This window comes from Flavipsychrobacter sp. (assembly GCA_041392855.1).
In the GTDB taxonomy this organism is placed as follows: Bacteria; Bacteroidota; Bacteroidia; order Chitinophagales; family Chitinophagaceae; genus UBA5543.
In genome coordinates this window covers 28,644-54,571 of sequence record JAWKLD010000003.1, presented here as the reverse complement: position 1 = coordinate 54,571, position 25,928 = coordinate 28,644, and the positions used below count along the sequence as shown (strand labels likewise).

Sequence of the window (25,928 nt, the reverse complement as noted above, 5' to 3'; positions counted from 1 at the left end):
GGGGCATTTTAAGCTGTAGGGTTGGGGTTAAACTATTAAATAATATTTATATACCTATTGTCATTTTAGTATCATTTGATGGGGTGAAACTTTTTTTAATAGGTCTTTAATGCTTATTTTCGGCAAGCCTTTTCCCCCTCCTCTATTACTCTGGTTAACTATTTAAAAACAAAGCCGCCGCAACCGCCAAGTTGTACGGATTTTAAACAAAGAGATGAAGAAAATATTATTACTAATTGGCTTAGCTGCCATTGCTAATGGAGCCAAAGCCGAAGATCACAACCACTCGTACGAGTTTTCTGTATTTCAGAACTACAGACATTACAAAATGGCAGATGTTAATGCCATCAATAAAACACACCAACAGGTAGCAGCTGCTTTCCCTGGTTGGGGTGCAGAGGTTGATAAGCTTAACAGTACAGTAAACGATATGTTTGGTACAGCCTTGGTGGTGCCTGGTAGCAATAATGCAGATAAAGCTTACCAGCTAATGAATGGCAGGTTGAAGCAATTAGGCATTAATCCGAGTGAGTGGACCACTACTCGTAATAAAGATTATGGTCATGTGTCTTATGTTGATTTTAAACAAGCTATTGATGGGCGTGAGGTGGTATTCTCTAAGTTGTCTTTCCGTTTCACACCTACAGGCGAGCTTGTAAGAGTGAAAATGCACAGTTTTGCGCAGCCCGAAGCAGGTGTAGCGCCTACCATGAGTAGCAACGATGCTTTAAAGTCTACAGCTCTTACTACTGAGCTACATGATATTGCAGTTACTTCTAAGAATGTAGATGCTAACTGGGTATGGTTTCCCGTACCATCTCAAACAGGGTATACAATGCGCCCTGCATACAAATTTGACGTGATAGGAACCTTTAAGGTAGATGAGTTCCCTGTAATATTGGAAGGTTATGTAGATGCACAAACTGGTGAGCTGCTATATCGTATGAATAACGTACAGGAGACCTTTGAGGTAAAGGTTCAGGCAGAGGTGTACAAAACATCTAGAAATAACCCGCTTACTATGGAGCCTATGGCTGATATGAGAATCACGGTAGGTGGTTCTAGTATGAACACTGATGCGACAGGTTCAGCTATATTTGGTTCTTTGAACGCACCACAAACGGCAACAATGGAGTTGAGAGGCCCATGGTCAAGAGTTCGTCAAGGTAGTAGTGGAGGCCCTACGCCATCAGCTACAATGGCTTTTAGCAATGCAAGTAATACTTATACATTCACTACTGCAGGTAGTGCTAATGTCAGTGATATTAATGCTTTTTATCACGTAAACGTGATACATGACTTCATGAAAAAATACCTACCAACATTCACTGGTATGGATTTTTCATTGCCAACCAATACAGATCTGACCAATAGTACTTGTAATGCGTTTTACAACGGAAGTTCTATCAATTTCTATGCAGCATCTGGCAACTGTCGTTCGTTTGCAGAAGTAGGTGATATCGTTTACCACGAGTATGGTCATGGTATCAACCGTGAATACTATGGTGATAATGGTGCAGGTGCTATGCGCAACGGTTCTCTAAATGAAGGATATGCAGATATTTGGGCATTAGGTATCAGTCAAGATGGTATTGTAGGAGACGGTTCATATATCACTGGTGGACAAATAAGAACATATGTAGGTGCGCCTAAGGTGTATCCTAACGATATATTAGGAGAGGTTCATGCTGATGGGGAGATCATTGCCGGAGCATGGTGGGATGTATCTATAAACATCGGTAGTGTAGATACAATGATTCAAATATTCTCAAAAGGATATACGGACTTGCCTGATGGTCCTTTAGGCACAGAAGGTAAGATATACCACGAGGTATTGATCAGTGCTTTGATGGATGATGATAACGATGCTAATTTGAGCAATGGTACCCCTCACTTCAAAGAGATAGCAGAAGCTTTTGCACGTCACGGTATATTCCTTACTAGCGATGCTAGTTTGCTACACAACGAGGTAGCGCACCAAGCGCAGGGTAGTGCAGTTACTATCAATACATCATTGACGCTAACTAACCCTGCATTCTTCCAAGATCTGAAATTGATCTACCGCCAACGCGGGCAAAACTGGGATACCGTTTCAATGAGTAATACTACAGGTAATAACTACACTGGTCAAATACCAGCGCAAGCACATGGTACAGTAGTAGAGTATTATTTTGCTATATACGATTTCTTAAATACACCTTCATATACTATACCTGATAGGTACAATCCTAATCCTGCTCAATCGCAGCAGGTGACATTGCCTTATCAGTTTGCAGTAGGTGTAAATCAGAGAATAAAAGTAGACTTTGAAACGACGGAGCCTGATTGGCAACTTGGCGTTCAGAACGACAATGCAACTGGTGGTGTTTGGGTACAGGAAGTTCCTGTTCGTTCTACAACATCTAGTAACTATGGTGGTTTTGAAGTACAAATTGGTCAGGACCATACTTCAGGTAGTGGCAAATGTATGGTAACTGGTAATGCTGGTTCTCAGTTTGTAAGTGCTGGTACTGCTGATGTAGATGGAGGACGTACTACATTACAATCTGCGGTGTATGATCTTTCTGGTTTTTACGATCCTATAGTAGAGTATTATAGATACTATACTAACGATGTTGCAGGAAGCACGCCAAGTAATGTTCGTTCTGACTACTGGCATGTACAGATCAACAATACACTAGGTTTTATTTGGAGAGACGTGGAATTGACTTACCAGTCAGATCGTAGATGGAGAAGAAAAGTCTTCAAAGTAAGTGAATATTACCCTGGTGCAGAGAAAATTCAAATGCGTTTTATTGCTTCAGACTTAGTTACTACCCGCCCTAACGACGGACAGAATCTGGTAGAAGCTGCAGTAGATGATTTCTTCATTTATGATGGCGCACCTACTAGCATTGCCAATAGCCCTGAGCAATTGAGAGCTAAGGTATATCCTAGTCCTGCTGACCAGCAGGTGACCATTACAGTGCCTAATAGTGGTAATGGAACCTTACAGTTGTTAGATATTACAGGTCGTGTAATGTCAACACAGCAAATGCAAGCTGGTAAGAGCAGCTATACAATAAACACAGCAAACTTAGTTAGTGGTACATATATGGTGCTATTGCAAACAGATAAAGCAATACAGAATACTAAAGTGGTGGTAAACCACCAATAAGGAACTGTAAATACATAGGTAAATGTGAAGCAGCCCCGCAATTATTTGCGGGGCTTTCTTTTTGTGGCTGAATAATGACAAACTGTATTGCGTGCTTAGTTGTATAATGTTTAATTTACATGTAATAAGCAGCCCTATATGAAGTATTTGCCCCTATATATACTTTGCTTTTTATGCCTAACAAGCGCACAAGCACAAACAGCACCTTCTATCATTTGGCAGGCTAGCTATGGGGGAGAGGCTGGAGACTATGCTACAGATATTATCTATACCATCAATGGTAATCTTGTAATGTGTGGTAATACAAGCTCCAAGAATTTCTATATCAATATAAGAAAGGGGAAGTACACAGATTTTATGTTGCTAAATATTGATGTGAATAATAGTGCATTGAATTGGTCGCAGGTATATGGAGGGTCTAGCAGTTCTGTTATGGGTAAACTGTATGAAGTTGATAAAGGCTTTTTTGTTGCGGGCTATATAACAGGAGGTGGGAAAGATGTGACTCGTTATGACAGCTCAAATGATTTTTGGAGTATTAAAACCGACTATTACGGAAAGATAGTTTGGGATAGAACTTTAGGAGGTTCAGGATATGATTTTTATAAAACAGGTATGCCTACAAAAGATGGAGGGTATATATATGCCGGTCAAACAAACTCTACAGATGGGGATGTAATAAACCCTACTGGTAAGTATAATAACTGGATAGTAAAGACAAGTAGTATAGGAAGTATAGAATGGCAAAAGATAATTTATGGAGATACAGGCATAGTGGTAAAATGGCCAAGTGCTAGGGTTGCTATTGAGGATATTCAACAAACAAAAGATGAAGGGTTCATCCTGACAGGTTTTGAGTCCGATACAGTTAGCCTATACGCAGATGCTATGGCGGCTAAGCTAGATAAGCATGGAAATGTAGCATGGAAAAAGAAATATGGTGGTGATAGTACCGATGTAGCTAATAGTATAAAGCAGACTCTGGATGGTGGATATATATTGGCAGGATATTCCAAGTCTAGTAATAAAGATGTAGATACTAATTATGGAGATAATGATGTTTGGATAGTGAAGCTGAATAGCTCTGGTGGTTTGGAGTGGCAGAAAACCTACGGCGGTAGCCGTGCCGATGTAGCAAGGGAAATAATACCTTGTATAGAAGGAGGGTATTTATTTGTTGGCACTACAGCATCCAACGATGGTATGGTAACGGGTAATCATTCCATTGCAGATATAAGAGATGCATGGGCTGTGAAAATAGATGATACTGGAAAAATTCTATGGCAGAAATGCTTAGGCGGTACTGATGAGGATTTTTGTAATGCAGCTATACAATTACCCGATGCTAGCTTTGTATTGGCGGGTGGTAGCAAATCACAGAATGGGGATGTAACCAGTAACGCTGGTGATACAGATGCTTGGATAGTAAAGCTAAGTAACCCTGCTGCGAGTGTGGAGCGTGCCCAACTAAACGAAATATATTTCTCTGTTTACCCTAATCCTTGTGATGAATTGCTGAATGTTCAACTAAAAGAGAAGGTTGTAGGGACAATGCAACTACTAGATGTTAAAGGGCGACTACTATACTCAAGTAATATTGATAATAAAACACATCATAGCATCAATACAGCCACTATAACGGCAGGCATATATACTTTAGTAGTGCGTGCTGAAGATGGTTGGCTAGCCAAACAAATTATAATACAACACTAGAAATCGACGACAAGCTTGGCGTTGATCAACCTCGAGGTTAGTCGGTTAGGAACAGCAAAAGTACGTCCGCTAGTTTGGTCTTGTATCCAGCTATAAGAAAGTGTGTTCTGTATGCCTAGTAGGTTAAATACCTCAGCACTGAACCATATTTTCTTAATGCCGCTTATCAACTTCTTGTCTTGATACTTCATTTTACTACCGTCTAGTAATAGGGCAGAGAAGCCTATATCTACACGTTTATAGTCAGGTAAGCGTAGGGTGTCTCCATATCTGCTTTGGTCTGGTGGGCCAAACGGTAAACCTGTAGAATACATCAAGTTCAGGTGCATCTTAAAGTTCTTATTACGTGGCAGATAATCCTCGAAATACATACCTAGCATAAAACGCTGGTCGGTAGGGCGTGGTATATAGCCAGGGGAGAATGCACCGCTATCAGCACCATTTACGTCTTTGAAAACGATCTGATCGTTTGTTACGTCTTCTTCTGCTTTGAGTATACCTACGCTTATCCAAGATGTAGCATCTTTTACTATATCGCCAAACAAGCGCACTTCACCACCATATATTCTACCTACAGCATTGTTTTGTCCAAAGTAACGGATACGCACATTATCATACTCGTATGGTACAATGTCCCATAGTCCTTTGTAGTAAACTTCTGTAGTTACCTTAAATGCTCTCTTGGCAGCAACAAAGTCGTGGTCGAAGCCTAATACTATATGGTAAGATTTCTGTGCTTTAAGATTTTTGTTCACGTTACCGTTCAGGTCACGCATTTCTCTATAGAAGGGAGGTTGTTGGTACAAGCCACCTGCTAGGTTAAATACCCAGTCCTTCTTCCATTTAGGCTTATAAGAAAACTGTGCTCTAGGGCTTATCAATAGTTCATTGTTTAGCGTACTATAGTTGAATCTTGCTCCGATAGAAGCAGTAAGGTCTAATGAGTCGCTAAAACGGAAATTGTCTTGTATAAAGCCTGTATAACGCATATAATCAAATGCGGCATTTGATGCGTATACTCTTGTTAGCTCCAGTTGGTTGGTTGTTACTGGCTGTGTAAAACCTGCAGAGTCTCTTCTTTCCCACTCGCGAAGCTTATCGGTAATTGTCGTTACATTAGCACCCACGCCCCATTGAAAAAAGTGTTTGCCCGCATCATAAGAACCTCTATGTCCTATGTCACCAACATTTACCTCTAGTTTGTTACGTGCATAGGTATGTATTACACCTGTACCTAAGAAGGTTTTTACCTGACCAAAGTTTTCCTTGCTCAAGTCTGTTTCAAGCTCACCAAGCAGGTACTCTCCTAGTATATCATAGGTCTCACGCTCATTGGTTTGGAAGCCTGAGGCCAAGAGTTTTAATTTTAGTTTCTTGTTAGGGCGGTAGGTTGTAGAAATGCCACCAAATCGAGAGTCGAACTGGTCTATTTCATTACCGTCATAAAATACTCTAAGTTGGAAGGCTTTATTGACCAAGCCAAAGCTACTGGTTTGCTCTTCAGGTATAAAGCTGAAACGGTTGCGGGCATAGTTACCGATTACCTCTACTTCCCATTTTTTATTGATCTGATAGTTTACTAATGCCTGTGCATCTGTAAACTGTGGGTTATAGATACCTTTGGTCTGCTGTGCATTCAGTAGATACTGGTTGCTCTTATGTCTAACACCTACCAAGTAGGTTAGTTTTTGGTTTTTAGAAGCCCCTTCAAAAGCTATGCTTGCACCCAATAGGCTAGCCATTACACGACCACCAAACTCTGTAGGGCGCTTATAGGTAACATCAAGTACACTACTCATCTTATCGCCAAACTTAGACTGGAAACCGCCTACAGAGAAGTTGACCCCAGATACCAGATCGGCATTGATGAAGCTCATGCCTTCCTGCTGGCCACTACGGGTAAGGAACGGACGATATATTTCAAAGTCATTGACATAAACCAAGTTCTCGTCGAAGTTACCACCACGTACATTGTATTGAGAGGTAAGCTCATTATTACTACCTACATAGGTTTTGATAATGCCCTCTATGCCACTACCAAAGTTGGTACTCGGTAGCTCGCTGGCCTTGCTTACATCTATTTTAATATTACCTGCCTCTCTATCACGTTCACCTTTCTTGACTACTTCTTTTAAAGTGGTCTTCTTTTTTACAAGAGCTATGTTTTCCTCTTTAGTTTGCCCGGGTATAAGCGTGTAGGTCTTTTTCTGAACATTATAACCTACAAAGCTAAAGGCTACAGTTACAGTAATGTTAGAAGGTATCTCTATGGTATAGTAGCCCTTGCGGTCGGTAGTGACACCTATGCTGGTGCCCTCTACTGCTACGGTCACATCGCTCATGCCGCGGTTGCGATCATTGGTAACACGCCCTTTTATATATGCTACAGACTGTGCCTGTACCGTGAGGGCTGATAGTAATATGAAAACCGTTAGGCTGAGTAGTTTTTTCGACATAGCTACTATTAAACGTCAATAAGTTACGTTTATTTTCCTGCGTTCTTAAGCTTTTTGATGGTTGCCATAGGATCGTCTGATGAAAATACGGTATTACCCGCTACCAAAACATCCGTTCCTGCCTCTATAAGGGTTGCTGCATTGTCTAGCGTAACGCCTCCATCTATTTCTATAAGAGTATCGCAACCTGCATCATTGATCATTTGCTTTAGCTTACGCACCTTATCTATAGCCTGAGGGATGAACTTCTGTCCGCCAAAACCCGGGTTTACGCTCATAATAAGCACCAAGTCTATTTCTGTGATGATATTTTCCAATAAATGCACAGGTGTATGTGGGTTAAGAGACACGCCCGCTTTCATGCCCAATGCCTTGATGGCCTGTAGGCTACGGTGCAGGTGTGTGCTAGCCTCGTAATGCACTGTTAGTACATCGGCACCGGCATTTTTAAAGTCTTCAAAATATTTTTCAGGCTCTACGATCATTAAGTGCACATCCAAAGGTTTTTGAGCTACCTTTTTCATTTGCTTTATGATAGACATACCAAAGCTAATGTTGGGAACAAAACGTCCGTCCATTACGTCTACGTGAAACCAGTCAGCCTCAGAATTATTAATCATTTCTAGATCTCTGCCAAGGTTCAGAAAGTCAGCAGATAATACGGAAGGTGCTATAAGAGCCATTTGTTACAGTTTGTATTTATAATAGCTGCAAGATAAAATAATCATAGGTTTTATAAGGTAAAAGGAGGTATGTATTTGGCCTTATAGAGGAATTACTTTACATATATGGTCACTTCATCCTTTTTTACGCATAAAAAGGTCTTTGTAGGGTCATTCCTATACCGTTCTCTGGTGTTGTAGTGCAAGAACTGAAATTTGTAGGTGTTGCCTTTGGCAATGGCGTACTCGTAGAAGGCATCGTCTGAGTATTTGAAAGACTGTTGGTTGCCCGGTGCCAGTTGTTCAAAGTCTTTATAATCGTGCCTTACCACAAAACCCAGCTTACGCTTTACGCGTACCTTATGCCCGAAATAATTGTGTGGCTCAAAACGAAAATGCTTGGTACTGATCCATATGGGTATTTTACAATTGTTCTTTATTGTAAAGGTGTATGTGAGGTAGTTGGGGAATATGAGGGTATCCGCCGCATATACGCTCATCTCTACACAGTCGCAAAATGCAGGGTTACGCTTTATTTCAGACTTGGCCAGCCTTGCTTCCTCTCTGCGTATCTCTTCAGGTGTTTTCCCTTTCTTGATAATGATGGCTGTGTCTATAGGTCTTATCTTTCCAATAACTTTTATAGGCTCTTTTTTTACCGTATCGCCGGGCTTAATGACCTTTACCTTACTGCGCATTACAGGTTGTGGTGTGGCTCTGGTTGCCGATTCGTTCTTCCTGATCACCATTACGGTGTCTCTTTTTGATTGCGAAGACGCAGGCAGGGCAAAGCATGATAGTATAATGCTTAGGCAAACAAGTAATATATATTGGTTCTGCTTCAGTTTGTTTTATTAATAAGTATTACTTGCTGTTGCAAGGGGTTAATACGGGATGCGGTAGCAACGGGTCGAAGTTCAAGAATAATGTATCCTTCCCTTGGTTGCGTATCACTTCTATGTAATCATTTACTTTTAGTGGTACGTGTTTATCCTTGCTGATCGTGTTGTAGAAGGTCGTTATCCTGCAAAGTTGTGTATTTACAACCATCAACTCTTTATGGAACATATCTTCCTTCTTAGGCACTAGCATTTCGGCAGCTACCGTATCCGTGCCATCAAAATAATCAAAAGAATAGAGATTATAGTATGGTAACGTAGTACTATCGCAGTATGTTAGGGTGATATTTATGTTTTTGCTGGTAGGAATGGCATTGTAAAACTCGCTTAACTGCGCCTGTATGCCGTTTGCAGCCAGTAGCAGCAAAAGGAGTAGTACATATCTTTTCATATTAAAATATACTAAATGCCTATTGCTTTCCCAAGCGTTTGAGGGCATCTTTTGCATTGGCATAGTTTTCGTCGAAGACCAGCGCTTGCTGATAGTCGGCTATGGCTTTCTCCATATCATTCTTTAGCTCATAGCATACACCTCTGTTGTAGTAGGCTTTGGGGCTTGCAGGGTTGATGTTGGTCAGCAGGTCATATTGGCGCCATGCTTTTTCTATAGAGTCTTCTTGCAGTAGTATATAGCCCATGTTGTAGTAGGCGTCTTCATACTGCCTATCGTGCATGATAACGTTTTTATATTCTTCCTTTGCTTTGGCGTATTCTTTCAGGTCTTGATAGAAAACACCACGTGCATATAGCGGGAATACATCTAAGGTATCCATACGGAAAGCATTATCGAAATATTGTAGTGCTAAAGGGTCGCCCAGTTTGCTGTACATCAGCCCTAGTTGTTCTACCGCTGCACGATATTCGGGGTCTACCTGTACCGCTGTTTGGAAACTGGAGATAGATTTCATCGTATCGTCAAGGTTTTTGTAGATCATCCCTTTTAGAAAATAGCCTTCGGGGTTGTATACATCTTGTTTCAACACGGTATTTATTTCGCTAAAGGCGCTGGTATACTCTTCCAAGTACACGAACATCTTCGCGATCTTGAGGTGAGCTTTTGTATCACTAGGATTAAGTTCCAATGCTTTTTTTAACCATACCACACTACCGCTGATGTCTTTGTGCTCGAAGAGCATATCACCAATGGTGCTGTAGTAGTCGGCCTGAGTAGAGTCGAGTGATATGGCCTTCTGATAGTCGAGTAGTGCCAGAGAATCTAGCTCCATACGGTCTAGGATAGCACCGCGCTCAAAATATAGCTCTGCTTTCTCAGGGTTTTTATTGATAGCTTGTGTTACTTCCTTAAGCGCAGGTTGGCTGGCAAAGATGCTATCGGCACTAATGCCACTATCGTTATCGCCGCAGGCAGCAAAAAAAGTAGTAATGATCGTAAGAGTCAATAATCTATTCCAAACGCTATTCATAACTGCAAACATAAATAATTTGAAGGATGCGTTGAAGGAAAAATAATGATTGACGCAACTGTGATTTTACTCGTGGTTTAATATTGTATCTTGATAATGTATGAGATCGGTTTACACTATTCCCCTAATAGTCTTTGTGCTGCTAAGTAGCATTAAAGTCTATGCGCAGGAGACTAAGCAGAAGGTGATAGTGATCGATACGATAGAGAGAGAACCTATGCCCAGAGATGTACATCACAAAGCTGTGAGTCATATTAGAGAATTATTTCCGTATTATAATCATTGTAATTTGATTTCAATATACTGCAAGCCGTTTTTCTTTGATTGTTTAGAAGAAGAATATATTCAATGTGTAAGTAAGTTAAATGAAAACGGGCATCAATCTCTAATAGCAATAGTGAAACAAATTCCTGGAATAGAATATATAAGTGTTTCAATTTCGTTTGACAATAAGAGTAGTAGTTTAGAATTGCTCAACATAGATCAAGTAAAAGAAGATACCATCCGTATCAATAAATGGAAACTGTATAAGAATAGGCTTGTAGATACAACTTATGGCGGTCGAGTGTATTCAAAAATGGAGAATGATAGTATGGTGTTTCAAGCATATAAAGTTGAACGAATATTTAAGTATGACGATTTTAAACCAGACACCTTGAAGCAGATACAAGTCTGCATCAATACTATAAAATATATATTACCATTGACTATTGAGAAAGGCGATGTTGTTTATACCACTTTTCGAGGTGCAGAAGAACCAATGCGAGTATATAAAAAGTATAGAAACTATTTAGATAAACATGATAATAAAGAACCAGTAAAAAAGTATAAATATGATATAAGTTGGGGCGATTATACTACCACACAATACATCTATTCTGCCACAATAGACTTTGCCACTACTGCACCATGATCTTGGTTACTTTCTTTTCATTGCCAAAATCCATAACCAATATATAAAAGCCCGTTTGCAGGCTACGTAGGTTGAAGTGATAGTAACTGCTTTGTACTTCTACCTTATGTGTAGCTACTACCTGCCCTAGCAAGCTTACCACATGCAGGCTTTTTAGGTTAGTGGTCTGTTTTGCAAAAAGTATGTTTATATGATCGTCGCTAGGGTTGGGGTATATGGTAAAGTTATTATCTGTAGTAGTGTTGCCAATGGGTGGTACTAAAAGTTCAGGATGCTGAGTGAGGGGATACATACCCTCTCCTTGTCTTATGGTATTGCGCATGCGCTCTACTTGCCCTTTGGTAAACATGTTGACACACACATCATCGGTATAATCCATAAAGTTCATATACATGATACCTGGTGATGACTGCGTGCAGCCGTCCGTAAAAGGAAAGCTAGGGCACCTGTTAGAAGAGTAGGCTTGCATAGGGGTATCATAGATACCATCATCCTTGCCTCCATTGAAAGGGCATTTCCCTTCATCATCTCCCCATATATGGAAGAGGTAAAACATATGACCTACTTCATGGGTTAAGGTGCGACCTAGGTCAGCACTTGCTATATAATTGTCCAAAGGGCTTACTCTTCTGCCAAAGGCACGGTAGTGTAGTATCACACCCATTTCGTTCATAGACACGCCATAGTTGCCCACCACATAGTAGTATGGTATGGCCAAGCCCAGTAGTAGTGTATTGCTGCCTGCTTCATTAATGGGGTTGATAACCCAAATGTTTAAATAGCTGGAAGGATCCCATACGTCTTTGCCTCCTGTAGTAGTATACTTTGCGTCGCTAAAACCGAAGCCAGAGCCAATACCTCCTTCGGGAAGAAAGCCTAACTGGCTGGTAGTATTGATGGTATAGCCATTAGTAGCGCTACCGTCAGGTGCAGTACGCGCTAATGCAAAACTGATATTAGGATTATCTGCAAAAGGTTTAAAGGCATTAGGTATTAAACTGGTATCTGCATTGCGTGCATTAAAGTCGCGATTGAGTACTGCCAGTTGAGAGTCTATTCGTTGTTGTATCCCAGCCAGTCCGCCTATTTGTTTTTGCTGTTGCTCATTGAGTACTATGTGAAAAACAACTGGTATAGGGTTTTGTGCATTGGTTTTCTGTTGTGCCGCTGTTTGGGGTGTATTTCCTTCACGTATTTTTTCTACCTGCTGCAGCACTTCGGGGTGCTTTTCTGCAAGGCGTTTAGCCAGTAGCTCTGTGCCACATTTTTGTTGTGCTATACTGCCTGTGCTTATCAGTAGCCAACTACAAACCAATAATACTCCTCTCATAAACAATCAATTGCGTTTAAAAATACGGATAATATAGATAGTGCTATCAACTAGTACCTGCCTCGAGTATCTCCAAAACGATAGTATAGGTTGACGAACAGCATGGGGTTTAGCGTATGGCCTGATAGCTGAGGTGAGGTTTTAAAGTATCTCCCCTTTGTATCTACAATGTCTATGCGGTAGGTGGTGGTTTTGTCGTAGAAATAAAAATAGTTGAGCTGACCACCTATACTATACGAGAAGTTGCTATTGGCAATAGGGCGTATGTATTCTATATTGAAGGCTACTGTTGGTGCTAGCATTTTAATATATTTTGAGGAGTCGGATAAGGTAGTTTGTAGCTGCACATTATCACTGCCGCCGATGGTGACACCATCTCCTGAAAAATGAGAGACGCCAATACCTACACCATAGTATAATAGCCCGTTGTTCACTTCTTTTTTTAACCTGCCAAAAAGCATTGCCTGTAGGTGCACAAAGTCCATGCTGAGCACAAACTCATTGGCCACCCACTGTACCGGTAAGGATGCTGTAGAGATACTAACGGTGGCAGCAGGAGAAAAATTACTCTGCTCGGATTCGTAACATGCTGCTAAACGAAAACCGGGATTGCCTGTTTGGTGATGATAGCCACCTACAAATTCGTTGAACATCATTGGGAAGTCGGCCTGAGCACCAACTCCTAATAAAAGTTGTGCACGGGTACTAATGCTTGTGATAAGTATTAAGCAAGTAAGTAGCAGTCTTAACATGCCGCTAAGTTAAGGGAAATAAAAAGTGCTACCATCAAGGTAGCACCTTACTCTCAGCTTATATACCAAGAAGGGGTGTATATCACATCTTGATCTTAAAAAATGGGTGCAGCAGAATAATACTGCACCCTAGGTAAAGCTCCCGCCAGAGAGCTTAACAAACACACATAAAACAAAAGAGGTTTAAGTCTGCGTAGCGGTATATACGATTTCGGCTGTATAAGTGCCCGCAGGGTATGCAAAGCCTGGAGTGGCTTTATATTTAATTGAAAAAGTTTGGTTGCCACCACGATGGCCGTAGTTAATTAAATTCTGACTGGTACTACTTAATGTGTTGTAGCTCGAATTGGCAAATGGTGCAGCAATATTACCTCCTGTCCCGTTAGCGGTTACTTGCAAGCCTAGCACTTGAAGTATAGGCATAACAGGTACGGGGGTAGCACTACCATTATAAGAAAAGTTAGTAGCCGTTGTTTTTACAGTTACAGTAAAACCTTTATTGGAACGAACTTTTAATTCTTGTGCAGTAGACTCAACGCCATTAGCATAAGCATTGACATTACTAAAAGGCAAGGTGACATCATTACCTACACTATTGCCTGTGTTTATAAAGCTGAACTCGATAGCATCGGTAAGTGTAAGGATAATGTTTTGCCCTGCTGAAGATGATGTGCTTTGGGCAAGTGCTGTACTGCTGATGAAAACCAGCAGTGCAGCAATCGTTGTTGTGTTTTTCATTCTTCGTGTGTCTTTTACTTTTTGTTTAAAACGATTGAAACTTGCTTGTGTATTTTTTGTTTTGATAACACAAAGATGCAACGAGATGTCCCCCTCTTCCAAAAAAATAGACTGGCTTAACTAGGTGTTTGTAATCAGTTAACTATTGGTTAGGAAATCGCTTTTAGGGAATGTGAACCGCTTGTTAAGTAGTTGCAAACCACTTGTTATCTAAATACAAACTGGCTGTTAAGCTCCTCCGTTTATTTGAAAAGAGGAGAGCAGTACAGCCATATTTGTACCAACGAAATTTAAAAACAATAAAAAGCACAATCATGAAAGTATTGATCACTTACCCCGTGGGGCTGTTACTAAAAGCATACATGTTATGCGCATTAGTACTTGTCAAGATCCAAAAAGAGAATCAAGACAAAAATGCGGTTAAGCCAACTAGGATAAAGAAGTCTGGCTTGGTAAAGAAGGCCGAGTGGCAAACGGCATAACCGCTTACCTACAGTATTATAACAATATATAATAGAGTCTTATAGCTAAATGTGAATAGCTATAGGGCTTTTTGTGTCTATAGACATAATAATAAGTGAGGATACCAGTATTTTTTTGTCAGCTATTTTATAATTTACCGACAAATTATATCTTTAAAGCATTATGCGTATATCATATATTATAGCGACGTTGCTACTAGCAGGCATTTTTGCATCTTGCACACGTGAGAATCAAGTTGTTGAACCTGTAAAGATAGTAGCAGATACAGGTGGTAATGCTACCATAAACATCATACCAAGATATCTAAACAAGGATATAGATAGTTGTGTAGTATATGTTTATTACAATTCAAAAAGAGCTCCTGAGTCAATATTTCAATATAACAACAATATGGTGGCCAAACCATCGGGCGGTCGTCCTACAGCAAGCTTTAAAGGTTTAAAGCTGGGAGATTACTACTTCTACGGCGAAGGTTATGACGCTTCAAGAAATTGGGTACTAAGAGGAGGTGCTACATTTAAAGTAGTGGACTCTATTCCAGGTACATCTTATACTGTACTATTAGATTTACATCCTTAAGGTGTTTCAAATACAATTAAAAAAAAGAAAAAGACTAAGCTGCCTTATGGCAGCTTTTTTATTGAGCAGTGCTGCTACGCATACAGTATCGACCAAACTTTAGAAGAATAAATACTGTCTGATATTTTGGTAAAGCATTATTGTGTGTTCAATGATAAAAAATGGAGTTTTAGATTTTTTATAATTGTTGGTGCGGTTTTTGCCTTAACTTTGTAACGCTTGAAACATATATTAGCCATAGCATTATTGATCAGCATTAGCTATCAGTTCGTCGCCAAGATGGGGGTGATAGCATGGTATGAGATCAATAAAGAGTACATTGCGGCAGAGCTTTGCGAAAACAAAGACAAGCCTCAATTGCAATGTAATGGTAAGTGTTATCTGAAAAAGCAAATAGACAAAGTGGAGGATAGTGGTGATGCTACTAATAAAAATCTACCCACAAAAAATAAGAAGACAGAACTGTCTGAGTATGTATTAACAACACAGGTGCTATGTGTTTGTTATACTTCAAAAGATATTGTTACTTTTCACGATAAGTACAATGCACCACGTGGTACTCAATATATCACTTCTGTATTTCATCCTCCCCAGCCGTTGGTATAAGAACGCAATAAATATTGTAGCGTAAAGCACTACAGTATATTTCTTATCCATAATTTCAAATAAGTATGAAACGCCTAATGTATGGGCTGTTGCTGCTATCGGCATCAGTGCCTGCTAGTGCCTGCGATGTATGCAGCGCATCTACCGGCGGACAGAGTTTAGGTATGTTGCCTCAACTCCATCGCCACTTTGTGGGGGTGCAGTATCAGTATCGCCACTTTAGTAGTTTGCAAAAAGGGCTCACCGATGCTAGCGCTTCTAAAACGTCTGAACAATATTTTCAGACCATGCAGCTATGGGGAAGATACACGGTAGGTGAAAAAATACAGTTGTTCGGGTTCTTGCCCTACCATAGCAACGCCAGTAGAGTAGATGGTATTAATACCATAATGCAAGGAGTTGGCGATGCAACATTTCTAGCCAATGTGATACTGCTCAAGTCTGCCGACACGGCAAAATGGAAACATACACTACAAGCAGGTGCTGGAGTAAAAATGCCGTTGGGTAGCTATAAGGGTATTACAGAACTGGAACAGCAAGGCTTGCCTAATATACAGCCAGGTTCAGCTTCTTGGGATTTTCCCGTAAATGCAAACTATACCATAAAGTATAAACGCGTAGGAGCTAATCTGGATGCAAATTATACCATTACTACCGCCAATAGTGACAGCTATAAGTTTGGAGACAGGCTGAGTACACAACTCACAACCTTCTACCAGTGGCAACAAGGTAAGGTTACTGTGCTCCCGCAATTAGGTATGCGTTACGAGTACTCGCTGCACAACTATGATAACTATAAGCGCAAATGGTTGAATACCCAGACAGGAGGCACTATAATATATGCCTCTGCTGGTGCACAGGTTTATTATGGGAAGGCTGGTATTCAATTATCGTACTACAAGCCAATGACACAGCAATATGCATCAGGTAATGTTATTGCCAATAGCAGGGCAGACATTGGGTTCGTTTACTTATTTGAGTAAAGAAACTGTGAATGATGAATAGAAGTCTTTTGACAACCATTGCAAGTATTTTTTTGATGGGCACAATTGCCTGTCAGAAAAAAGAAGAAGTAGCCGTACAGCCCGATAAGGTAGTAGTAAATATTACATCGCCAAAGGAAGGGCAAGTAGTGCGAAAAGGGGAAACGTTATCTATAGTCGCGAATATTAGATACATTACCCAAATGCACGGCTACATTATTAAAATTGTTAACCAAGAAACAGGTAAGCTATATTATGAAACAGAAGGTCATGCACACGGAGATATCATCAATATCAATGAGCAGTGGACCGATAGTATAGCTACCCAAACCCCACTGCAGCTGGAAATAACTGCTGTGCTGGACCATGAGCAAAATGAGACTCATGAAAAACTAGGCTTTATAAGCCAACCGTAAAAGTTAATTAAACGTCTTTATTATTAAACTATTTGAAAATAAATTGTCATGATTAAGTCATTGAAAAATATATTACTATTAAGTCTTTTTACTGTTGTATTGTTTGGTTGTCGCAAGCCTGAAGAACCTGTAGTTCAGCCACCTGCAACTACTAATGAAATGCACTTCATGTTTGAGAACTACTTTGGCAATGAGGAAATAGTGCTGAATACAGGTAACTATACCAACCTGCAAGGGGAGGATCTTACCATTACTAAGTTTAACTACTGGATCACCAATATCATTTTTGTAAAGGAAGATGGTACGGAATATGCCGAGCCGGAAAGCTACAGAGTATTAAAAGGAGATAAGCACAGTTCATTACATTTTCACGTAGCTAATGTACCTGCAGGTACTTATAAGAGTATTAAGTTTATGGTAGGAGTAGATGTGCCGCGCAATACCAGTGGTGCACAAACAGGCGCACTAGACCCAAATGTAAATGGTGATATGTATTGGACATGGTCAACAGGTTATATACAAGTGAAAATAGAAGGTACTTCCAGCAAGTCTACAGAGACAGGCAATGCTTATAGATACCATATTGGTGGCGTAGCTGCAGGAACGGAAACTCCTAGACAAGTAACACTTGATTTGCCTAATACGGTAACTATCGGAGATAAGGCAGGCTCTTTCAAAATAAAAACAGATGCAGCTAAATTCTTTGGCCCTACCAATCCCGTGTCAATAGCGACAACACCTAGTTTGATGGCGCCTGGTGCTATGGCTGCAAAAATTGCAGATAACTACAAACATATGTTCAGCGTTACTAGCGCAACAAATGAATAATACTTAACTTCATAAAAAGGAATATCATACAATGAAAGGATTAGTAAATATAGCGGTAGTATTATTGGTGACTACATCCATGTTTGCCTGTTGCCGACCAGATGAAACAGAAGTAGGTGGCAAAGGCGGTAATGCAACGCTGAAAGTTACACCTCAGCATCATGGCAAAGACATCCCCAATAGTAAAGTGATGATAAAGTACAATACTCAAGAGCTGCCATCAGCTTACGATGAAGAGGTGAGCACTACTAATGAGAATGGCAAGCCTGTAGCTACATTTACAAGTCTTAAAAAAGGCAACTACTATATTTATGCTAAGGGCTACGACAGTAGTATTGGTCAAGACGTGGTAGGTGGTATTCCTTATACGGTAACGGTAGAAAACACACAAAATATAACAGTGCCTGTCACAGAAGGACAGCATTTGTAATAACTACTTATCAATACAAAAAGCAAGGGAGTGTATAGACATACACTCCCTTTTTATTTGGCTTTCATAATTAAAACCTTTTAGCTAAGCTCAGATAAAAGTGTTTTTACCTTTTGGCTTACTAGATCTCTTATTGTATTAAATTCTTCACCTTCCATATGTCTTGGGTCGGGTATTTGCCAGTCTATGTGTTGCTTGGCAGGCATCCAAGGGCAGGCATCACCACAGCCCATAGTTACTACCGCATCGAATGGAGCATCATCTTTCACCTCATCTATAGATTTGCTATCGTGTGTGCTCAGGTCATACCCCAGCTCTTTCATTGCAGCAATAGCTTTAGGGTTAACAATACCCGAAGGTTTTGAACCTGCACTAAAAGCCTGTACTGCATCCCCTCCATGTATCTTGGCAAATGCTTGAGCCATTTGGCTGCGGTTACTATTTTCTATACAAACGAATAATAACTTCTTCATGTTTATTTAGTTGCTGTAGTTTGTATTGCTGTGTTATAATATTTCTTTCTAAACCAGAAAGCTAAATTTACTAATGCTATCAATGCAGGCACTTCAACAAGAGGGCCTATAACACCAACAAAAGCTTGTCCTGAATTAATACCAAATACACCAATGGCTACTGCTATTGCCAGTTCAAAATTGTTTCCTGTAGCAGTAAAGGCTATAGATGTGTTTTTAGAATAGTCTGCCCCCATGCGCTTGCCTACAAAGAAGCTTACAACAAACATCAACACAAAGTAGATGACCAGTGGTACCGCTATTCTTAAAACGTCCAATGGTATTTGTACGATCAGCTCGCCCTTGAGGCTGAACATGATAATAATGGTAAACAGTAATGCTATAAGTGTAATAGGAGAGATGAAAGGAACATATTTTTTGTTGAACCATTCTTCTCCTTTTAGTTTTATAAGACCATACCTGCTCACAATACCTGCCAAGAAAGGTATGCCTAAGTATATGGCTACACTCTCGGCTATCTGACCTATGGTGATGGCTACCTCAATACCCTCGTAGCCAAACAATGGTGGCAGAACGGTAATGAAAATATAAGCATAAACACTGTAGAAGATAACTTGGAAAATACTATTAAGTGCAATAAGCCCTGCTGCATATTCTCTACTACCTTCAGCCAGCTCATTCCATACCACAACCATAGCTATGCAGCGTGCTAGTCCTATCAGTATAAGCCCCACCATATACTCGGGGTAGCCATTTAGAAACAATAGGGCTAGGACAAACATAAGTATGGGCCCTACTATCCAGTTTAGGAATAGAGAAGCGCTTAAAACTTTTAGATTTTTAAACACTTTACCCATTTGCTCATACTTCACTTTGGCTAGGGGAGGATACATCATCAGTATCAGCCCTATAGCTAATGGAATATTGGTAGTGCCGCTGGATAATGAATTGATATATGTTGCAGATTGAGGTAGGAAATAACCTATGGCTACACCTAATGCCATAGCCAGGAATATCCATAGCGTCAGATTCTTGTCTAAGAATCCTAGCTTTTTTCTTTCGACCGCGGGAGCGCAATTATTTGCAGACATGTTTCGTGCTTTATCAACTAGTTTAGCAACAGCCCGAACCCGGTACACAACCAGCCTCTGGTTTTTGAGCAAATACGGTTACACTATATATACCTGTGCCACTAGCTCTAAATTGGTCTATTTCTTCCTCGCTTAAATACTTGTTCAGTATATCGTTAGGTATAACTATTTCTTTCTCCTTTTGTATTGTGATATTTTTAAACCCGTTTTGGTCTATCAGGTTCAGGTAATCCTGACGTTGTATAGCACCACTTACACAACCAGCATACATCTCGGCAGCACTACGCAAATTGTCTGGCAGGTTGCCCACAAGCACTATGTCTGATATACTGAAATGCCCTAGAGGTTTTAATACTCTGAATATCTCTTTTAGTACACCGTCTTTATTAGGTACAAGATTCAGCACACAGTTGCTCACTATCACGTCAGCTACGTTTGCTGTTACAGGCATCTTCTCAATATCTCCTTGTCTAAACTCTACGTTGTTAAAGCCCATTTTTTCGGCATTGGCTCTAGCCTTTTCTATCATGGCTTCGGTAAAGTCTATTCCTATTATCTTACCTGCCACACCTGTTGCCGAGCGTGCTACAAAGCAATCGTTACCAGCTCCGCTGCCTAGGTCTATAACCGTATCTCCTTCTTTTATTTGTGCAAACTCCGTAGGTAGGCCACAACCCAATCCTAGGTCTGCATCTGCATTATACCCTTCCATTTGGGCATAGTCGTCGCTCATTATATTGTACACTTCGGTACTACAGCCACCACTACCACAGCAAGAGCTCATATTGGTCTCTTTGTCTTGTAGTGCTATCTCACTATATTTTTGTTTTACAATGTCTTTCAGTTCTTGATCAGTAGGCATTTTATGCTTATTTAATCCGTTATTGCAATATTACGATTGAGCAGTTTAAATTCTGCATTAATTTAATGTTATCAAAATGATACCCCCAAAGCAATTGAGGGTATCAAGTATTATAAATTGCTGTTTTAGCAACAGCCTGTTCCTTCTCCACAACCAAGTCCGCCACAGCAGTCGTTGTCGTGTGTATCGCAACAGTTATGGTTCATTTGAATCTGTGTCATAGTCTATTCCTTTTATTTGTTAATTGCAATATTGCGATGAATAGCGGCAAAAAAATATTAGCAGCAGCTAGTATTCGACTCTGGCAATTCCTTGAAGAAACTACCGAAGAAGTCTTTATACTCAGCCCATTTTTTTGGGTTGATGCAATAGCAAACACTGGTACCTGAAATGTTGCCTTGTATCAGCCCCACCTGTTTGAGCTCTTTTAGGTGTTGCGAAATGGTGGGTTGTGCTAAGCCCAAAATATCTACCAAAGTGCCACATACACAGCTATCTGTTTTCAGTAGATACTGAAGTATAGCAATACGTGCAGGGTGCGCCAGTGCTTTAGCCATATTGGCTAGTTCGTTCTGCTTTTTAGTAAATAAATCTGATTTTGTAATACCCATTGCTTGTACTATTCATTGTAATATTACGATGAATATTCTTTACAGCCAAAAATTATTTTTCTGCAGGGGCAAATTGAATCATTTTTTTTATTCTTGGTGGTGGGGTAGTTTTCTTGTATTGCATGGTCACTATAGTATCATCATCGTTAAACAAGCCTTTTAGTACAAAAAGGTTTTTATTCATCTTCAACTCTACAAAACCTGAAAAACTTTCAGACTTATACAGGCAGTTGTAGGTGGGGTATTCCTGTTCATCTTTGCTCAATACTACCAACATAGGAGTAGACATATTGATAGTAGGTTTTTTTTGATTGGTAATAGAGTCTTCTGTATAAATTACTTCGCTCAGTTGTAAAGCATTGAAGTTGATACCATCTTTTATATAGTCTTGCAAAGTACCATCCCAATAATAGTAAGACGCGTAGTATTTCTGATTGATGCAGCTATCTCCATAACAGGTCATATTATTTACCCATACTTTACCTTGTAGAAATTCGGTAACCTCTTCTAGAGGAGAAAGCTCTTGTTCTTGTGCATAGCACCAGTTGGAACATGTTACCAGTATTGCAAGTAAGATAGGTCTAACCATTGCTACACTATTCCATTTTTTACAGCATACATCACTAGCCCAGCAGTATTGCGTACACCTATCTTGTCTAGCAAGGCAGAGCGTATCCCTTCTACGGTGCGCGGACTTAAAAATACTTTCTCTGCAATTTCGGCGGCGGTATGCTGCTCGCAAATGAGGCGAAGCACGTTAAGCTCTTTTTCGTTAAGTGGCTCTACTTGTTTAAAAATAGTAGGGGTTTGTGCTTTTTGTACCACATTTTTCAGCATGGTATTGCTCACCAGATCGTTGAAATAAAAGCCGTTTTCTACAGCTGCATGTAGTGCCAGTTTTATTTCTGAAGGCTCTGCGTTTTTTAATAAATAACCGTTGGCGCCAGCCTGTACAAGATGCAGGATAAAGTGCTCCTCATCAAACATGGTAAGGATGATGATCTTTAGGTCGGGGTATTGTGCTCTTATCTCCTTAGTTGTCGCAATGCCATCCATCTCCGGCATTTTTATATCCAGTAATACTACGTCTATATCGTTGGTCTTTAGCAGTTCTAACAGCTCTAGTCCATTGCCCGCTTCTCCGGCTAGTGCGAGTTGAGTATCGTCGCTAAGGGCAATTTTTAAGCCTTGTCTGAAAATTTTATGATCGTCTGCTATAGCGTATTTTATGGTAGGCATCTTACGCTAATTTACTATACTTCTACGGGAACTGTTAGTAAAATACCGTATTCATCATTATCTGTATAAAAACTAATAGCTGCCTGTATCGACTTTCTCCTGTTTTCAATATTCTTCAGCCCTATAGCTCCTTTTTTATAAATAAGCTCATGGTAGCTGTCCTCAGTTAATCCTGTGCCATTGTGTGTAAGGGATAGGGTCAATCTTTTATCAGACAAAACTGTCTCTATATCCACTTTTGTAGCATTGGCATGCTTCATGATATTGTTAAGCAGCTCTTGTAATATGCGGTAGACAGAAAGCTCAACTTGTCCATTAAAACGTGGTAGCGTGTTAGTGGAAGTGAATTTGATCTTCATGCTGCCCGATCTGTTGATCACATCAGCGGTAGCAAGTATCGATTGTTCCAACCCTAAATGGAAAAGGGTAGCAGGCTGTAGTTTATGAGATATATCTCTTAGTTTCTTTATACTGTCGTCCAGTAGTTTTTTCGATTGTTCTAAGTGTTCATTATCGGCACCAGTGGCAGCATTGTGTAAGAAGAGCCTGACGGAGGAAAGTGTAGCACCTATATCATCGTGCAGCTCAGAAGCAATGCGAGCACGCTCTTCTTCTTCGCTTTGTATAGAGGCTTGTAATAATTCTTGTTGCTTCTGTAGGTTGATACGTTCCAACTCTACCTGATGTTTAATGACCCTACGTTGATACAATACAACAAATAATATAACCCCTAATGCTAAAAGGAGCATGGCGGCAATGCCTATTATTATCAATGTGGTAAGATGTGTATCCAATAGTTAAGGTCTTTTGCAAAAGAATGAGGTCGATAGCATTACTGACTTTAAGATAAGCAATGTGTCGTTTATCTGCCATAGCTGTCCTACGTAGGTACTCATTTCGTGAGTGAGCAGGTAACGGGTAAAAAGGAATAGAAAAAAGATTCCTGATGTATAGATAAATATGGCCGTATTTGCCCAAAAGAAGGCTGACCGTTCTATGTGGAGCGTGCTTTTTTCTTGTAATATCTTGACATAGCCTAGTATACAGAGCAGTATATAGCTAAGAGAAAACATTGCAGCACTAAAGGCGTCAAAATCTTTATAGTGTTGTAGGCTAATGCCTGCCTCGGTTGTATAAAATATATTGGCCAAACCAATGCAGAAAAAAGGGAGTACTATAAACGATGCCTTTTGAAATTTTGTATTGAATTGTTGCTTGAAAAAAAAGAATAACAAAATGAACTCTGCTATAATATAGGTATTGGCAACAGGGAAGCGTGCAGGGCTACCATAAAAGATAATGGCAACCAGCAAATTAGCAACAAACCCTACTAAGGTGTACCACCAAAGTAGGGAATATTTTTTTTTATAGATACCTACCAAAACTGGTAGGGCTACTATAGTTGTGTTTATATAAGGTAATAGTTCTTTGATATACTATAGTTTATGGGTAGAGGTTTGAGAGGTCGCCAAAATAAACGGGTTGATTATTGGCAGTAGCATAGAAGGCTAGGGTATAGTTGCCATTGTCTTCTTTTGCTTTAGAGAAATGAAAAGTGTCGGGGTTGTACAAAGTAATGATACCTTTAAATAAGGCGATAGAATACTTTCCTTCTATTTCATAACCTTGCTCTACCGTTACTGTTACCTCATTGTTGTCGCCAATATTGTTTTCGTCCATCATGTATTTTACGCGGTGACTTTGGCAGTCTACATTTACATCTATAGCACTGGCAGCTACCGAGAGTACTGCTGTAGTGGTATTGCCAAAAAAAGCATTGACCATATCGTCATAGTCTTGTTGCGATATTTGATGATAACTGGCTAGATAGCCTTGGCAGGCAGGGTCGCCACAGCTTGCTCTATCAAAACAGCTAGCTTGTGGTAGGTTTAGATTTGCGGCATTTCTGTTTCTCATAATAGTCAGGTGTTTTGTTTGTATTAAAGATAATGGTCAGGTTGTAATAATAGAAGTACAGGTAGTATATATAAGTAGATACCCGCAAATAATGCGTAGAAACACGTACTTATAGTTTTACAAATATGCTTCGTTCGGTATGGGCATCTTTAAAAGCAACCTCGGCAAGGTAGGTGTCATTATTCAGGTGTTTTATGTTCAGCGTATAACTTTTTTTATTATCGCATTCCGCTTCTATCAGCACATTACCTTGCATATCCATAATACGCACATGCGTCATTACCCCTCCGGCAAAGACATTGAGTTCATCGCCCGACGAAATAGGATATGCTGTAAGCTTCTTTTCTTGTTGAGGCATCAGGGCAGCTATTTACAATTATAAAAGTCTATAATTATAAGCTGCGTATTTATACCCACGTGTCGGTATTTATTATCCGTGCCATTGGGTATGGTGTTTTAAGATATGGATGGCTATATTAATTATCCAGCTTTATTTCGAAAAGCTTAGGCCAGTTTTTACCGGTTACAAATATTCTATTCTCCTTACTATCATAAGCAATGCCGTTGAGCACTTCAGGTGCTCTTTCATTATTAGAGACCGCAGGTATGCCTGTGCGTTGGCGTAAGGTTTTCAAGTCGGCACGCCCAACTACATAGCCTGTAGCAGGGTCTATTTTTAAAATTAGTTCAGTCTGCCACTGGTTGGCATAGATGTATCCTTTTATATACTCCAGCTCGTTGATGAAGCTAACAGGCCCATAGCGGTCCACTACTTTTATGGTCTTTACTTTTTGTAATGTTTCGGGGTCTAAAAAATATAACTGGTCGGTACCGTCACCATATATAATATGGGTGCTATCATTGGTCATTCCCCAGCCCTCTTTACTATCAAAAGAAAAGGTCTTTAGTAGTTTGAATGTTTTCTTATCATATACAAACCCTGTTTTTGCCTGATAGGTGAGTTGGTATATTTTATCACCCATTACGGTAATACCTTCACCAAAATATTTATTTTCCAACTTGTGTTGTTGTAGCACTTTCCCCGTTTCCAGTTCGTTTTTAGTAAGTATAGATGTGCCAAACTGCCCTGTGCCTTCATATAAATAGCCATCTACAAACTGTAGGCCTTCGGTGTAAGCATATGGGCTGTGCGGGTATTGGTTGACAAGCTGGTAGGAGATATGCTTGGGGGCAGGTATAGGGTTGGTGTCTTCTTTAGGTGTGTTAGTACTTTCCGTAGGTTTAGGATCGCTACCGCAAGCAGCAGCAAGTAGCAGAAGAGGCAATATGTAAATGCGGTATTGGCGCATGGGTAATGTATATTGATTTTAGAATAGGACGAAAATAGTGGCTTCCGTTTAAAGTA

At 40.0% G+C, this 25,928-nt stretch carries 29 protein-coding genes; 10 read left to right on the top strand and 19 right to left on the bottom strand.

Annotated features, from left to right (window positions below; all coding sequences use genetic code 11):
• The first annotated feature begins 214 nt into the window (after positions 1-214).
• Both R2800_15215 and R2800_15210 read left to right on the top strand, forming a co-directional pair.
• Positions 215-3,157 (top strand): T9SS type A sorting domain-containing protein, encoded by a 2,943-nt coding sequence (locus R2800_15215; protein ID MEZ5018409.1) that lies wholly within the window; start codon positions 215-217, stop codon positions 3,155-3,157.
• Between the two features lie 138 nt (positions 3,158-3,295).
• Positions 3,296-4,870 (top strand): T9SS type A sorting domain-containing protein, encoded by a 1,575-nt coding sequence (locus R2800_15210; GenBank protein ID MEZ5018408.1) that lies wholly within the window; start codon positions 3,296-3,298, stop codon positions 4,868-4,870.
• On the opposite strand, the gene R2800_15205 is transcribed toward R2800_15210, so the two are convergent.
• The 5 genes from R2800_15205 to R2800_15185 form a co-directional block, all read right to left on the bottom strand.
• Complete coding sequence (locus R2800_15205) at positions 4,867-7,326, bottom strand: carboxypeptidase-like regulatory domain-containing protein (protein MEZ5018407.1); 2,460 nt, start codon at positions 7,324-7,326, stop codon at positions 4,867-4,869. The two genes, R2800_15210 and R2800_15205, sit on opposite strands and share 4 nt — an antisense overlap.
• A 29-nt stretch (positions 7,327-7,355) precedes the next feature.
• A complete protein-coding gene (gene rpe / locus R2800_15200) occupies positions 7,356-8,009 on the bottom strand; it encodes a ribulose-phosphate 3-epimerase (protein MEZ5018406.1) in 654 nt (217 codons plus the stop codon).
• A gap of 92 nt (positions 8,010-8,101) precedes the next feature.
• Positions 8,102-8,737 (bottom strand): hypothetical protein, encoded by a 636-nt coding sequence (locus R2800_15195; GenBank protein MEZ5018405.1) that lies wholly within the window; start codon positions 8,735-8,737, stop codon positions 8,102-8,104.
• A 115-nt stretch (positions 8,738-8,852) separates the two neighbouring features.
• Positions 8,853-9,278, bottom strand: a complete 426-nt coding sequence (locus R2800_15190) for a hypothetical protein (protein ID MEZ5018404.1) — start codon at positions 9,276-9,278, stop codon at positions 8,853-8,855.
• A 19-nt stretch (positions 9,279-9,297) separates the two neighbouring features.
• Complete coding sequence (locus R2800_15185; protein MEZ5018403.1) at positions 9,298-10,311, bottom strand: tetratricopeptide repeat protein; 1,014 nt, start codon at positions 10,309-10,311, stop codon at positions 9,298-9,300.
• A 100-nt stretch (positions 10,312-10,411) separates the two neighbouring features.
• Between R2800_15185 and R2800_15180 the strand changes: the two genes are divergently transcribed.
• The gene (locus tag R2800_15180) at positions 10,412-11,224 is read left to right on the top strand and encodes a hypothetical protein (GenBank protein ID MEZ5018402.1); all 813 of its coding nucleotides are present in this window, start codon (positions 10,412-10,414) and stop codon (positions 11,222-11,224) included.
• Here the strand turns inward: R2800_15180 and R2800_15175 are convergent.
• The 3 genes from R2800_15175 to R2800_15165 form a co-directional block, all read right to left on the bottom strand.
• Positions 11,211-12,554 carry a zinc-dependent metalloprotease gene (locus R2800_15175; GenBank protein ID MEZ5018401.1) on the bottom strand — a complete coding sequence of 448 codons (1,344 nt, stop codon included), beginning with the start codon at positions 12,552-12,554 and terminating at the stop codon, positions 11,211-11,213. The two genes, R2800_15180 and R2800_15175, sit on opposite strands and share 14 nt — an antisense overlap.
• Positions 12,555-12,604: 50 nt before the next feature.
• Positions 12,605-13,306 carry a hypothetical protein gene (locus R2800_15170; GenBank protein MEZ5018400.1) on the bottom strand — a complete coding sequence of 234 codons (702 nt, stop codon included), beginning with the start codon at positions 13,304-13,306 and terminating at the stop codon, positions 12,605-12,607.
• Between the two features lie 183 nt (positions 13,307-13,489).
• A complete protein-coding gene (locus R2800_15165; protein ID MEZ5018399.1) occupies positions 13,490-14,044 on the bottom strand; it encodes a hypothetical protein in 555 nt (184 codons plus the stop codon).
• Between the two features lie 314 nt (positions 14,045-14,358).
• Here R2800_15165 and R2800_15160 point away from each other — a divergent pair, with 314 nt between their 5' ends.
• From R2800_15160 to R2800_15130, 7 genes are all read left to right on the top strand, one after another.
• Positions 14,359-14,526, top strand: a complete 168-nt coding sequence (locus R2800_15160) for a hypothetical protein (protein ID MEZ5018398.1) — start codon at positions 14,359-14,361, stop codon at positions 14,524-14,526.
• 163 nt (positions 14,527-14,689) lie between these two features.
• A complete protein-coding gene (locus R2800_15155) occupies positions 14,690-15,106 on the top strand; it encodes a hypothetical protein (GenBank protein ID MEZ5018397.1) in 417 nt (138 codons plus the stop codon).
• 219 nt (positions 15,107-15,325) lie between these two features.
• Positions 15,326-15,712 carry a hypothetical protein gene (locus tag R2800_15150; protein ID MEZ5018396.1) on the top strand — a complete coding sequence of 129 codons (387 nt, stop codon included), beginning with the start codon at positions 15,326-15,328 and terminating at the stop codon, positions 15,710-15,712.
• 65 nt (positions 15,713-15,777) lie between these two features.
• Positions 15,778-16,695 carry a hypothetical protein gene (locus tag R2800_15145; GenBank protein MEZ5018395.1) on the top strand — a complete coding sequence of 306 codons (918 nt, stop codon included), beginning with the start codon at positions 15,778-15,780 and terminating at the stop codon, positions 16,693-16,695.
• An 11-nt stretch (positions 16,696-16,706) separates the two neighbouring features.
• Entirely contained in the window at positions 16,707-17,111 is a 405-nt protein-coding gene (locus R2800_15140) for a hypothetical protein (protein MEZ5018394.1), read from the top strand.
• 48 nt (positions 17,112-17,159) lie between these two features.
• On the top strand, positions 17,160-17,939 hold the full coding sequence (locus tag R2800_15135; GenBank protein MEZ5018393.1) for an MbnP family protein: 780 nt from the start codon (positions 17,160-17,162) through the stop codon (positions 17,937-17,939).
• 31 nt (positions 17,940-17,970) lie between these two features.
• Positions 17,971-18,369, top strand: coding sequence for a hypothetical protein (locus tag R2800_15130; protein MEZ5018392.1), 399 nt, complete (start codon positions 17,971-17,973; stop codon positions 18,367-18,369).
• Between the two features lie 80 nt (positions 18,370-18,449).
• On the opposite strand, the gene R2800_15125 is transcribed toward R2800_15130, so the two are convergent.
• The 11 genes from R2800_15125 to R2800_15075 all read right to left on the bottom strand — a co-directional run bounded on the left by R2800_15125 (position 18,450) and on the right by R2800_15075 (position 25,872).
• Positions 18,450-18,842 (bottom strand): arsenate reductase ArsC, encoded by a 393-nt coding sequence (locus R2800_15125; protein ID MEZ5018391.1) that lies wholly within the window; start codon positions 18,840-18,842, stop codon positions 18,450-18,452.
• A gap of 2 nt (positions 18,843-18,844) precedes the next feature.
• Complete coding sequence (gene arsB, locus R2800_15120) at positions 18,845-19,933, bottom strand: ACR3 family arsenite efflux transporter (protein MEZ5018390.1); 1,089 nt, start codon at positions 19,931-19,933, stop codon at positions 18,845-18,847.
• A 22-nt stretch (positions 19,934-19,955) separates the two neighbouring features.
• Entirely contained in the window at positions 19,956-20,795 is an 840-nt protein-coding gene (locus R2800_15115; GenBank protein MEZ5018389.1) for an arsenite methyltransferase, read from the bottom strand.
• Positions 20,796-21,073: 278 nt separating this feature from the next.
• Positions 21,074-21,406 carry a metalloregulator ArsR/SmtB family transcription factor gene (locus R2800_15110; GenBank protein ID MEZ5018388.1) on the bottom strand — a complete coding sequence of 111 codons (333 nt, stop codon included), beginning with the start codon at positions 21,404-21,406 and terminating at the stop codon, positions 21,074-21,076.
• Positions 21,407-21,458: 52 nt separating this feature from the next.
• Positions 21,459-21,995, bottom strand: a complete 537-nt coding sequence (locus tag R2800_15105; GenBank protein MEZ5018387.1) for a hypothetical protein — start codon at positions 21,993-21,995, stop codon at positions 21,459-21,461.
• Positions 21,996-21,997: 2 nt separating this feature from the next.
• A complete protein-coding gene (locus R2800_15100) occupies positions 21,998-22,645 on the bottom strand; it encodes a response regulator transcription factor (protein MEZ5018386.1) in 648 nt (215 codons plus the stop codon).
• A 14-nt stretch (positions 22,646-22,659) separates the two neighbouring features.
• Positions 22,660-23,439: a histidine kinase gene (locus tag R2800_15095; GenBank protein MEZ5018385.1), complete on the bottom strand. Its 780-nt coding sequence runs from the start codon at positions 23,437-23,439 to the stop codon at positions 22,660-22,662.
• Positions 23,440-23,442: 3 nt separating this feature from the next.
• A complete protein-coding gene (locus R2800_15090) occupies positions 23,443-24,027 on the bottom strand; it encodes a hypothetical protein (protein MEZ5018384.1) in 585 nt (194 codons plus the stop codon).
• Between the two features lie 61 nt (positions 24,028-24,088).
• Positions 24,089-24,562 carry a hypothetical protein gene (locus tag R2800_15085; protein ID MEZ5018383.1) on the bottom strand — a complete coding sequence of 158 codons (474 nt, stop codon included), beginning with the start codon at positions 24,560-24,562 and terminating at the stop codon, positions 24,089-24,091.
• 109 nt (positions 24,563-24,671) lie between these two features.
• Positions 24,672-24,920: a hypothetical protein gene (locus tag R2800_15080; protein ID MEZ5018382.1), complete on the bottom strand. Its 249-nt coding sequence runs from the start codon at positions 24,918-24,920 to the stop codon at positions 24,672-24,674.
• A gap of 118 nt (positions 24,921-25,038) precedes the next feature.
• Positions 25,039-25,872, bottom strand: coding sequence for a glutaminyl-peptide cyclotransferase (locus R2800_15075; protein MEZ5018381.1), 834 nt, complete (start codon positions 25,870-25,872; stop codon positions 25,039-25,041).
• Positions 25,873-25,928: the final 56 nt, after the last annotated feature.

What these genes read in the sequence shown, in the direction of transcription:
- R2800_15185 (MEZ5018403.1), bottom strand. Translation starts at nt 10,311, where the DNA reads ATGAATAGCGTTTGGAATAGATTATTGACTCTTACGATCATTACTACT.
- R2800_15130 (MEZ5018392.1), top strand. Translation starts at nt 17,971, where the DNA reads ATGAAAGGATTAGTAAATATAGCGGTAGTATTATTGGTGACTACATCC.
- R2800_15085 (MEZ5018383.1), bottom strand. Translation starts at nt 24,562, where the DNA reads ATGAGAAACAGAAATGCCGCAAATCTAAACCTACCACAAGCTAGCTGT.
- R2800_15175 (MEZ5018401.1), bottom strand. Translation starts at nt 12,554, where the DNA reads ATGAGAGGAGTATTATTGGTTTGTAGTTGGCTACTGATAAGCACAGGC.
- R2800_15160 (MEZ5018398.1), top strand. Translation starts at nt 14,359, where the DNA reads ATGAAAGTATTGATCACTTACCCCGTGGGGCTGTTACTAAAAGCATAC.
- R2800_15195 (MEZ5018405.1), bottom strand. Translation starts at nt 8,737, where the DNA reads ATGGTGATCAGGAAGAACGAATCGGCAACCAGAGCCACACCACAACCT.
- R2800_15125 (MEZ5018391.1), bottom strand. Translation starts at nt 18,842, where the DNA reads ATGAAGAAGTTATTATTCGTTTGTATAGAAAATAGTAACCGCAGCCAA.
- R2800_15210 (MEZ5018408.1), top strand. Translation starts at nt 3,296, where the DNA reads ATGAAGTATTTGCCCCTATATATACTTTGCTTTTTATGCCTAACAAGC.
- R2800_15215 (MEZ5018409.1), top strand. Translation starts at nt 215, where the DNA reads ATGAAGAAAATATTATTACTAATTGGCTTAGCTGCCATTGCTAATGGA.
- R2800_15115 (MEZ5018389.1), bottom strand. Translation starts at nt 20,795, where the DNA reads ATGCCTACTGATCAAGAACTGAAAGACATTGTAAAACAAAAATATAGT.
- R2800_15165 (MEZ5018399.1), bottom strand. Translation starts at nt 14,044, where the DNA reads ATGAAAAACACAACAACGATTGCTGCACTGCTGGTTTTCATCAGCAGT.
- R2800_15180 (MEZ5018402.1), top strand. Translation starts at nt 10,412, where the DNA reads ATGAGATCGGTTTACACTATTCCCCTAATAGTCTTTGTGCTGCTAAGT.
- rpe (MEZ5018406.1), bottom strand. Translation starts at nt 8,009, where the DNA reads ATGGCTCTTATAGCACCTTCCGTATTATCTGCTGACTTTCTGAACCTT.
- R2800_15110 (MEZ5018388.1), bottom strand. Translation starts at nt 21,406, where the DNA reads ATGGGTATTACAAAATCAGATTTATTTACTAAAAAGCAGAACGAACTA.
- R2800_15135 (MEZ5018393.1), top strand. Translation starts at nt 17,160, where the DNA reads ATGATTAAGTCATTGAAAAATATATTACTATTAAGTCTTTTTACTGTT.
- R2800_15080 (MEZ5018382.1), bottom strand. Translation starts at nt 24,920, where the DNA reads ATGCCTCAACAAGAAAAGAAGCTTACAGCATATCCTATTTCGTCGGGC.
- R2800_15075 (MEZ5018381.1), bottom strand. Translation starts at nt 25,872, where the DNA reads ATGCGCCAATACCGCATTTACATATTGCCTCTTCTGCTACTTGCTGCT.
- arsB (MEZ5018390.1), bottom strand. Translation starts at nt 19,933, where the DNA reads ATGTCTGCAAATAATTGCGCTCCCGCGGTCGAAAGAAAAAAGCTAGGA.
- R2800_15140 (MEZ5018394.1), top strand. Translation starts at nt 16,707, where the DNA reads ATGATGAATAGAAGTCTTTTGACAACCATTGCAAGTATTTTTTTGATG.
- R2800_15145 (MEZ5018395.1), top strand. Translation starts at nt 15,778, where the DNA reads ATGAAACGCCTAATGTATGGGCTGTTGCTGCTATCGGCATCAGTGCCT.
- R2800_15205 (MEZ5018407.1), bottom strand. Translation starts at nt 7,326, where the DNA reads ATGTCGAAAAAACTACTCAGCCTAACGGTTTTCATATTACTATCAGCC.
- R2800_15170 (MEZ5018400.1), bottom strand. Translation starts at nt 13,306, where the DNA reads ATGTTAAGACTGCTACTTACTTGCTTAATACTTATCACAAGCATTAGT.
- R2800_15155 (MEZ5018397.1), top strand. Translation starts at nt 14,690, where the DNA reads ATGCGTATATCATATATTATAGCGACGTTGCTACTAGCAGGCATTTTT.
- R2800_15100 (MEZ5018386.1), bottom strand. Translation starts at nt 22,645, where the DNA reads ATGCCTACCATAAAATACGCTATAGCAGACGATCATAAAATTTTCAGA.
- R2800_15105 (MEZ5018387.1), bottom strand. Translation starts at nt 21,995, where the DNA reads ATGGTTAGACCTATCTTACTTGCAATACTGGTAACATGTTCCAACTGG.
- R2800_15190 (MEZ5018404.1), bottom strand. Translation starts at nt 9,278, where the DNA reads ATGAAAAGATATGTACTACTCCTTTTGCTGCTACTGGCTGCAAACGGC.